Here is a 9,063-nt window from a genome sequence, read left to right as displayed (position 1 = left end):
CCTGCACCGGGCGCTGGTGCAAGGCGATGCAACCGGCCGACCAGGCCGGCAGGCCCGAGGCGGCGCGGGTCCAGGCGATCAGGGGGGCCGAGGCGAGAAGCGCCACCAGCGCCTCCGCCCCCCTGCCGTCGGCGCCCGGCGCGTCGTCGAGGAAGGCGGCGCGGCGCAGCTCCAGCCGGACCAGCCCGCCGCGCGGCCGGCCCGCGAGCGTAACGCTGCGCCCCGCCCGGTCGGCCGCCGGCAGCTCGAAGGCGGTGCCGGTTTGCTCGAGCCGGCGCAGCGCGGCCAGCGCCGCCTCGCGCCCGGCGCCGGGGCTGTCGCCGAGATAGCCGCCGACGACCTCCGCGGCCGGCCGGCCGAGCGGCGCCGCGCAGCCGTTCCCGTCGCGGTCGCCATCCCCGTCCCCGGCCAGCAGGCGCACCGCCTCCTCGCTCGCATCGATCACCCGGCCGTCGGCGACCAGCAGCACGGCCCCCGCGCCGAACAGGGCCGCCCGCGCGGCGCGGCGCCGCTCGCGGCGCAGGCACACAAACAGGCCCGCCGATGTGCCGAGCAGGGCGAGCCCGGCCAGAACCAGCCCGGCAAGCAAATCCGATTCACCAAAGCTCACGCCACTATCCGTTCCGCCGCAGCTCCCCCGGCCCGGCCGCGGTTCGGCCGGCGCCCCACGTCAAACACCCAATCTGTCCGCCGAAGAAGGTTAACGAATGGCTAAAACGTGGCGCCGAAGCGTTGGTTGCGGCCCAGCGCGCGGCGCGCCTCCTGCTTCGGCGCGACCACCGTCGAGGCCGGCCAGGCGATCTCGATGATCGCGCCCGGCGGGTGGGCCAGCGCCGCCGGCGTGTCGGGGTCGCGCAGCCGGCGCTGGCGCGCGTCCGAGCCGTTGGCAAACGACAGCCGCGCGCCGGTGCGCTCCAGAAGCGTGCGCGCGATGAACAGGCCCAGCCCCAGCCCCTCGTATTCGCTGGCCGCGGCCGCGGGGCCGGCATCGCGCCGCTCGCCGCGCTGGCGCGTGCTGACATAGGGTTCGCCCAGCCGGGGCAGGATGTCCGGCCCGAAACCGGGCCCGTCGTCGCCCACCGCGATGCGCAGCTCGGCGCCGGCCTCGCCGGCGCCGGTCTCCACGTCCACCCAGACCGTGCGCTCGGCGAAGTCGACGGCGTTCTGGATCACGTTGCGCAGCCCGTGCACCAGCTCGGGGCTGCGCCGCACCACCGGCTGCTCGCGGTCGGCCTCGCCCGCCTGCTGCGCCGCCTTCCCCGCCGCCTCCCCCGCCGCCTCCCCCGCCGCCTCCCCTGTCGGCGCGCCGTCGATTCGCACCACGATGCGCTTGCCGCGGTCGCGGTGTGGCTCGGCCGCCTCGTCGATCACCGCCGAGACCGGGGCGGTGCGGATCTGGCTGTCGTCGCGGCCGCCGCGGCCCAGATCGGCCATGATCTCGCCGCAGCGCGCGGCCTCGCGCCGGATCAGCGCCACGTCCTCGGCCAGCTCGGGCCGCTCGGCCAGCTCGCGCGCCAGCTCGCTGGCGACCAGCTTGATGGTCGCCAGCGGCGTGCCCAGCTCGTGCGCCGTGGCCGCCGCGATGCCGCCGATGGCCGAGAGCCGCTGCTCGCGCGCCAGCGCGATCTGGCTCGCGGTCAGCGCCTGATTCATGGCGTAGCCCTCGACCGAGACGCGGCGCACATAGATGGACAGGAACGTCACCGCGATGGCCAGCGCCGCCGCGATGCCGCTGCGGTAGAGCTCGGGGACCCCCAGCACCCAGCCGCCCTCGTGCGCCAGCGGCAGATAGACCGCCGACATCAGCGCCACGGCGACGATCGCGGCCAGCCCCAGCCACAGCGTCGACTGCAGCCTGAGCGCCGTGGCCGAGATGGTCACCGGCGCGATGATCAGCACCGCGAAGGGGTTGTTGAGCCCGCCGGTGACCATCAACAGCGCCACCAGCTGGGCCAGATCGAAAAACAGCGAGACCAGCGTACCGCGCTCGCTCAGCCGCTTCTCCGCCGGGTAGACCAGCTGCGCCACCACGTTCACCGAGGCCGAGGTCGAGATCAGCAGCGCGCAGTAGAGCAGCGGCAGCTCGAAGCCCATGCCGAACTCGACCGCCAGCACCGCCGCGGTCTGCCCCACCACCGCGATCCAGCGCAGGATGATCAGCGTGCGCAGCCGCACCCAGTCGCCGCGCGCCTCGAGGTTGAACAGATAGCTGAGCCCCGTGTTCGCCATGGCGCAAAGCTTAGAGCGGTTTCATGCGCGAGGGAACGGCGCGGGCGGAGCCGGGGCGCGGGCGGAGCCGGGGCGCGGGCTGCCCCCGGGCGGCTCAGAACGGAATCGCGTTGCCCTTGTAGTCCTCGAACACGCCCGAGCTCGCGAGCGAGAGCGCCTCGAAGCGCTCGAGCAGCCCGCTGGCGCTCTCCTCCACCTCGACGGTGGCGCGCGGGCCGCCCATGTCGGTGCGCACCCAGCCCGGGTGGTAGGCGCCGACCGCGACGCCGCGCTCTTGCAAGTCGACGGCCAGGTTGCGCGCCAGGTTGGTCGCGGCCGCCTTCGAGGCGCGGTAGCAATAGGCCCCGCCCGGCGCCCGCTCGCTCGAGGCCATGATCGAGGAGACCACGGCGATCTTCGGCGCCTCGGCCTTGAGCAGCCGGGGCAGGAAGGCGCGGATGGTGAAAAAGACCCCGGCGACGTTGGTCATCAGCACGGTATGCCAGGCGTCGAAGGTGTATTCCGGGTCGTCCATCCGGCCGCGCGCGATGTACTGGCCGGCATTGCACACCAAAAGGTCCACGGCGCCGCTGTCCAGCGCCGCGGCCGCGGCCATCTCCTCGGGGTCGGTGACGTCGAAGTTGAGCACGGTGACATTGGCGTGCCTGCGCGCGATCTGCTGCAGCGCCGCGGCCTCGCCGGGCCGGCGGGCGGCGGCCAGCACGCGGTCGCCGCGCTCGGCCGCGAGCCGCGCCATCGCCAGGCCTATGCCGCGGTTGGCGCCGGTGATCAGGGTTGTCCTCGCCATGGGGCGCTCCATCTTCGCCGAGGGAATATCTCGGGGCAAACTCGGGACACTCCGGGACCCTCTTGGGCGTAGCGGGACCGGCCCGAGGATTCAAGGAGGGCGATATGAAACCGAGCTACTCGAAGGCGCTGATCATCGGCGCGGGCGCCGGGCTGTCGGCCTCGCTGGCGCGCCTGTTCGCGGCGAACGGGCTGAAGCTGGCGCTGGCGGCGCGGAGCACCCAGGACATCGAGGCGCTGGCGCGCGAGACCGGTGCCAGCCTGCACGCCTGCGACGCCGCCGACCTGGCCCAGGTCCGCGCGCTGTTCGCCGCGCTCGACGAGGGCGAGGCGCCCGACGTGCTGGTCTACAACCCCTCGCGCCGGGTGCGCGGGCCGCTGGTCGAGCTCGACGCCGAGGAGGTCGCCCGCGCCGTGCAGGTCACCGCGGTCGGCGCCTTCTTCGCCGCGCAGGAGGCGGCGCGGCGCATGCTGCCCCGCGGCCACGGCGCGATCCTGCTCACCGGCGCCTCGGCCGGGGTCAAGGGCTATGCGCAGTCCGCCCCCTTCGCCATGGGCAAGTTCGCGCTGAGGGGGCTGGCGCAGTCCATGGCGCGCGAGCTGCACCCCAGGGGCATCCATGTCGGCCATGTGGTGATCGACGGCGGCATCCGCTCCGCCCGGCGGCCCGAGCCCGACGACCGGCCCGATTCGATGCTCGACCCGGACGCCATCGCCGAGAGCTACTGGGAGCTGCTTGGCCAGGACCGTTCGGCCTGGGCCTGGGAGATCGCGCTCAGGCCCTGGGTCGAGACCTTCTGAGCGCCGCCGGAAGGCCGCGGATCACGGTTGAGAAACGGTGAAGAAAGCGGCGAAATTCCTACAGGTCTTATATAAGACCTGTAAGAGTTAACGTCACCGCTCGGGCGAGGAGAGCGGGTCCAGGACCAGCCGCCCACCGTCCACCGCGACCACCTGTCCGGTGACGAAGCTCGCCGCCGGCGAGGCCAGGAACAGCGCCGCCTCGGCCGCCTCGTCGGCCTCGCCGATCCGCCCCAAGGGCGTCACCGAGATCATCTCGTCGCGCAGCTCGCTGCGCTCGGAAAGCGCCTCGCGCAGCCGCCGCGTCATCACCGCACCCAGCGCCACGGCGTTGACCCGGATGCCCTGCGGCCCCAGCGCCGCGGCGAGCGAGCGGGTGAGCTGGTCCAGCGCCGCGCAGGAAACCGAGTAGGCCAAGAGCTCGGGCACCGTGCGCTGGGCCGAGATCGAGGAGATGTTGACCAGCGCGCCGCGGAAGTCGGGATTGTCGGCGCGCTGCTGGATCATGCGCCGCGCCACCATCTGGCTTTGCAGGAAGACCGAGGCGACGTTGGCCTGCAGCACCTGCGTGAAGTCGTCCGCACTCAGGTCGAACGGCCCGCCGGGCGAGGAAGCGCGCGCATTGGTGACGAGCGCGTCGATACGGCCGAAGCGGTCGGTGGTGGCGGCGATCAGGTTCGCCACGCCCAGCTTGTCCTCGATGCCGTGGGCAAAGCTGGCGAGCTCGTCACCCGCGCCGCCCATCTCGTCCAGGGTCTCGGCCAGCCCGGCGTCGTCGGGGTCGGCCAGCATCAGCCGCGCCCCGGCCGCGGCGAATCGGCGCGCCACGGCGCGTCCGACCGCGCCGCCCGCCCCGGCGACGATCACGGTTCTGCCCTCGAGCGAGCCTGCCATGTCGGACCTCCCCTCCCGTTCGGGCCAAGTCTGGCACGCCGGGCCCCGGAGTGTCCAACGGCGATCGCAGGCGGGGCGGCCTGCCCGGGCTCAGACGGCCGCCCGGGCCGCGCCGCCTTGCGATCGGGCCCGCCGGCGGTTGCGGTTGCGCGCGCGGCGGGGCTTTGACGGGGCGCCGGGTTTGTGGGACCGGGCGGGGTCGGCCTGCGGCGCCGGCGCGGCGGCGGAAGGGGCCTCGCCGACCACCGCCAGGCGGCGGCGGATCAGGCGCTCGATGTCGCGCAGAAAGGCGCGCTCGGAGGGGTCGCAGAACGACACCGCCGCGCCGGCCGCGCCGGCGCGCGCGGTGCGGCCGATGCGGTGGACGTAAGCTTCGGGCTCGTTCGGCAGCTCGTAGTTCACCACGTGGCTGACGCCCTCGACGTCGATGCCGCGGGCGGCGATGTCGGTGGCCACCAGCACCCGCGCCTCGCCGGTGCGGAAGCGCGCGAGCGCACGCTGGCGCGCGCCCTGGCTCTTGTTGCCGTGGATCGCCTCGGCCTCGATGCCGCGCTTGCCCAGGGCCTCGGCCACCCGGTTGGCGCGGTGCTTGGTGCGCGAGAAGACGATGACGCGCGAGAGCGCGGGGTCGGAAAGAATGCCGGCGAGCAGCGCCGTCTTCTCTTTCGCCCCGACATGGTGGACGGACTGGGCGATGCGCTCGATCGGGGTCGCCTGTGGCGTGACCTCGACGCGCACCGGCTCGGTGAGCAGCTCGCGCGACAGGCGCGCGATCTCGGCCGGCATGGTGGCGGAGAACAGGAGCGACTGGCGCCGGGGCGGCAGCGCGGCGAGGATCTTCCGCACGTCGCGCACGAAGCCCATGTCGAGCATGCGGTCCGCCTCGTCGAGCACCAGGACCTCCACGGCCTCGAGCGCCACCCGGCGCTGGCCGATCAGGTCGAGCAGCCGGCCGGGCGTGGCGACGAGGATATCGACGCCGCGGGCGAGCGCGTTCACCTGCGGGCCCTGGCCGACGCCGCCGAAGATTACGGTGTGGCGCAGCGGCAGGTCCTGGCCATAGGCGCGGATCTCGTCGCCGATCTGGATGGCGAGCTCGCGCGTCGGCGCCAGGATCAGGGCGCGCGGCGGGCGCCGGTTGCCGCTGGCGGGGCGGCGTGCCAGCCGGTCGAGGATCGGCAGCGCGAAGGCCGCGGTCTTGCCGGTGCCGGTCTGGGCGATGCCCAGCATGTCCCGGCCCTTCAGCAAATGGGGGATCGCCTGCGCCTGGATCGGCGTCGGGCGGGTGTGATTGCGCGCCGCGAGGGCACGCGTGATCGGGTCGGCGAGGCCGAGCTCCGCAAAACTGGTAACGGTCAAGTGGTTTCCTTCGTGCGCCGGCGGCGCCCGGGCGGCGCGTCTTGCGCGGCCCCCCGTGTCGTCCCGGTGCTTGACCCTCGTCCGGGCGCGTGCCGGAGGGGCGAGTTTCTTTGTTATTGTTCCCGGGACGTGGCGCCGTCGGGGCATCTCCCCTGTCGGGGCATCCCCCCTGCGGCGCTTCGCGCAATCGCGAGACAATGTGCGGTGCACAAATGGCCCGGGCGGCCCGGAATGTCAAGCGCGGCCGTCGCGTGCCCCTAGGCCGGGTCGGGCAGGCCGGCGCGCCGGAGCCCCTCGACGAAGCGCGCCACGACGTCGGGGTCGCGGCAGGGAACCTTGGCCGCGTCGGCCGTGGTGTGGTCGGGCGAGATGCGCAGATATTCGGCGAGCGCCGCGCGGGCCTCGTCGATGCGGCCCTGCCAGGCGAGCGCGGCGGCGAGCTGGCGGCGAAAGGTGGGATTTCCCGGCGCCACGCGGATGCCCTGCCGGGCGGTGGCCTCGGCCTGCGCGTAGCGCTGCGCGTGGTGGTGCGCCCAGTAGAGGCCCATCAGCCAGAACCCCATCATGCCGTCGCGCGGGCTGAGCCGCGTGGCGTGGGCGACGTCGGCGAGGCAGCCCTCGGGGTCGCCCGTCAGCGCGCGCAGGCTGCCGCGCACGCCGATGGCGGGGGCGAAGCTGGGGCTGAGCTCGATGGCGCGCTCGACCGCGGCCAGCCCCTCGTCCCAGTCGTGCGCATAGATGCTGGCCCAGGCCAGGATGGTCAGCGCCCACGGGTCGGTGTCGTCGCCCTCGACGGCGCGGCGAGCGGTCGCGATCATCTCCCTGAGCGAGGCGTCGGGGTCGTCGGACCAGCGGTAATAGGCTTCGTGCAGGTGGACGATGGCGAGGTCGCCGGCGCCCAGCGTGCCCGCGGGGTCGAGCGCCATGGCGCGCTGGAAGAGGGCGCGGGCCGCATCGCTGTCCTCGCGGCTGAGCTTCCACAGATGCGCGCGCCCGCGCACCAGGCACTCCCAGGCATCGAGCTGGGCGGCCTCCTTGCGCCGGGCGCGGCGGGCCTCGAGGGAGAGGAACTCGGGCGCGAGCGCGCCGACGATCGCCTCGCTCACCTCGTCCTGGATGTCGAAGATGTCCGCCGTCTCGCGGTCGTAGCGTTCTGCCCAGACGTGCTGGCCGGTGGCGCCGTCGACCAGCTGGGCGATGATGCGCAGCCGGTGGCCCGAGCGCCGCACGCTGCCCTCGAGCACGTATTTGACGCCGAGCTCGGCCGCCACCCGGGTCAGGTCGGTCGCCTGCTCGCGGTAGGCAAACGCGGTGTTGCGCGCGATCACGAAGAACCAGGGCATGCGCGAGAGGGCGGCGATCAGGTCCTCGGTGATGCCGTCGGCGAAGAAGGCCTGGTCGGGGTCGGACGACAGGTTGGCGAAGGGCAGCACCGCGATCGAGGGCTTGTCGGGCAGGGGCTGCGCGGCCGGGGGCGCGGCGGTCGCGGCCGCGGTCGGGCCCCGGGCGACGCGGTAGACCCGCACCGGCTCGGCCACGTTCTTCAGGCTGCGCTCGCCCATGTCCACGAAGCGCGCCTCGACGCGGCCGCGCACCTGGCGCCAGGCGTCGGCCGAGAGGCAGACGCCGCCGGGCTCGCTCAGCGCCTCGAGCCGCGCGGCGACGTTGACGCCGTCGCCGTGGATGTCCTCGCCGGTGACGATCACGTCGCCCAGATTCACGCCGATGCGGAAGGCGAGGCGGGACTCGGCGGGCTGCGCCGCCTCGTGGCGCGCCACCGCGTCCTGCCAGGCCAGCGCGCAGTCGACGGCGCCGACGACGCTGGCGAACTCGACCAGCAGGCCGTCGCCCATCAGCTTGACCACACGCCCGCCATGGTCGGCGATCAGGGGCGCGACAACGCTCTCGCGCAGCGCGGTGAGGCGCGCGAGCGTGCCGGCCTCGTCCGCACCCATGAGCCGGGTATAGCCGACCACGTCGGCCGCCAGGATCGCGGCGAGGCGGCGCTCCATGGGCGGGCTCCTTTCGGGTCTGAGCTGCGGCGGGCAGGGTAGCCGAGCCACCGGCCGAAATCCATCATGCGCGCGGCTGGCGGCCGGGGGCGGGCGGCATTTGACAATCGCGCGGTGGCGCGTCAGACCAAGTTTTAAAAGCTTCATGGGGGACGCGATGAGCGACACCTACGCCCAGGGCCTCGATCGGTGCGAGGCGAACTACCAGCCGCTGACACCCTTGACCTTCCTCGCCCGCGCGGCGGCGGTGTTCCCCGAACGCACGGCGATCGTGCATGGCCGCCAGCGCTTCACCTATGCCGAGTTCTACACCCGGGCGCGGCGGCTGGCCTCGGCGCTGCGCGCGGCCGGCGTGTGGCGCGGCGAAACGGTGGCGGCGCTCCTGATGAACACGCCGCCGATGCTCGAGGCGCATTACGGCGTGCCGATGGCCGGCGCCGTGCTCAACACCATCAACACCCGGCTGGATGCGGCGGCCATCGCCTTCATCCTCGACCACGGCGAGGCCAAGCTGGTGCTGGTGGACAGCGAGCTGGCGCCGCTCCTGCGCCAGGCACTGGAGAAGATGGAGGGCCGCCAGCCCAAGGTCATCGAGTACGCCGATCCAACCGTGCCCACCGGGCGCGACGGCATCGGCGACGACTACGAGCGATTCCTGGAGAACGGCAATCCGGAATACCTGTGGAAGATGCCGGCCGACGAGTGGGACGCGATCTCGCTCAACTACACCTCGGGCACCACGGGCAATCCCAAGGGCGTGGTCTACCACCACCGGGGCGCCTACCTGCTGGCCCAGGGCAACGTGCTGCACGCGCGGCTGGCCGAGCCGATGGTCTATCTGTGGACCCTGCCGATGTTCCACTGCAACGGCTGGTGCTTCCCCTGGGCGGTGTCGGTGATGGCGGGCACCCATGTCTGCCTGCGCCAGGTGCGCGCCGGGCCGATCTACCAGGCGATCGCCGAGCACAAGGTGAACCTGATG

8 protein-coding genes are annotated in these 9,063 nt (G+C 73.4%); 2 read left to right on the top strand and 6 right to left on the bottom strand.

The features are described from left to right. The 3 genes from AC32QD_RS01110 to AC32QD_RS01100 form a co-directional block, all read right to left on the bottom strand. Positions 1-610 (bottom strand): hypothetical protein (locus AC32QD_RS01110; RefSeq protein ID WP_492008635.1); only part of this gene is annotated, 610 nt, incomplete at its 3' end. Between the two features lie 101 nt (positions 611-711). Beyond that, entirely contained in the window at positions 712-2,229 is a 1,518-nt protein-coding gene (locus tag AC32QD_RS01105) for an ActS/PrrB/RegB family redox-sensitive histidine kinase (RefSeq protein WP_492008634.1), read from the bottom strand. A 94-nt stretch (positions 2,230-2,323) separates the two neighbouring features. Continuing rightward, positions 2,324-3,016, bottom strand: a complete 693-nt coding sequence (locus tag AC32QD_RS01100; RefSeq protein WP_492008633.1) for an SDR family oxidoreductase — start codon at positions 3,014-3,016, stop codon at positions 2,324-2,326. Positions 3,017-3,120: 104 nt separating this feature from the next. Between AC32QD_RS01100 and AC32QD_RS01095 the strand changes: the two genes are divergently transcribed. Then, the gene (locus AC32QD_RS01095; RefSeq protein WP_492008632.1) at positions 3,121-3,816 is read left to right on the top strand and encodes an SDR family NAD(P)-dependent oxidoreductase; all 696 of its coding nucleotides are present in this window, start codon (positions 3,121-3,123) and stop codon (positions 3,814-3,816) included. Positions 3,817-3,909: 93 nt separating this feature from the next. On the opposite strand, the gene AC32QD_RS01090 is transcribed toward AC32QD_RS01095, so the two are convergent. The 3 genes from AC32QD_RS01090 to AC32QD_RS01080 all read right to left on the bottom strand — a co-directional run bounded on the left by AC32QD_RS01090 (position 3,910) and on the right by AC32QD_RS01080 (position 8,081). Continuing rightward, on the bottom strand, positions 3,910-4,710 hold the full coding sequence (locus AC32QD_RS01090; RefSeq protein ID WP_492008631.1) for an SDR family NAD(P)-dependent oxidoreductase: 801 nt from the start codon (positions 4,708-4,710) through the stop codon (positions 3,910-3,912). Positions 4,711-4,800: 90 nt separating this feature from the next. Beyond that, positions 4,801-6,069, bottom strand: coding sequence for a DEAD/DEAH box helicase (locus tag AC32QD_RS01085; RefSeq protein ID WP_492008630.1), 1,269 nt, complete (start codon positions 6,067-6,069; stop codon positions 4,801-4,803). A gap of 257 nt (positions 6,070-6,326) precedes the next feature. Continuing rightward, entirely contained in the window at positions 6,327-8,081 is a 1,755-nt protein-coding gene (locus AC32QD_RS01080) for an adenylate/guanylate cyclase domain-containing protein (RefSeq protein ID WP_492008629.1), read from the bottom strand. Positions 8,082-8,238: 157 nt separating this feature from the next. Here AC32QD_RS01080 and AC32QD_RS01075 point away from each other — a divergent pair. Beyond that, positions 8,239-9,063 (top strand): AMP-binding protein (locus AC32QD_RS01075; RefSeq protein WP_492008628.1); only part of this gene is annotated, 825 nt, incomplete at its 3' end.

The sequence above is a fragment of the Thermohalobaculum sp. genome (assembly GCF_058622915.1).
This window is presented reverse-complemented; position numbering and strand designations above follow the sequence as displayed.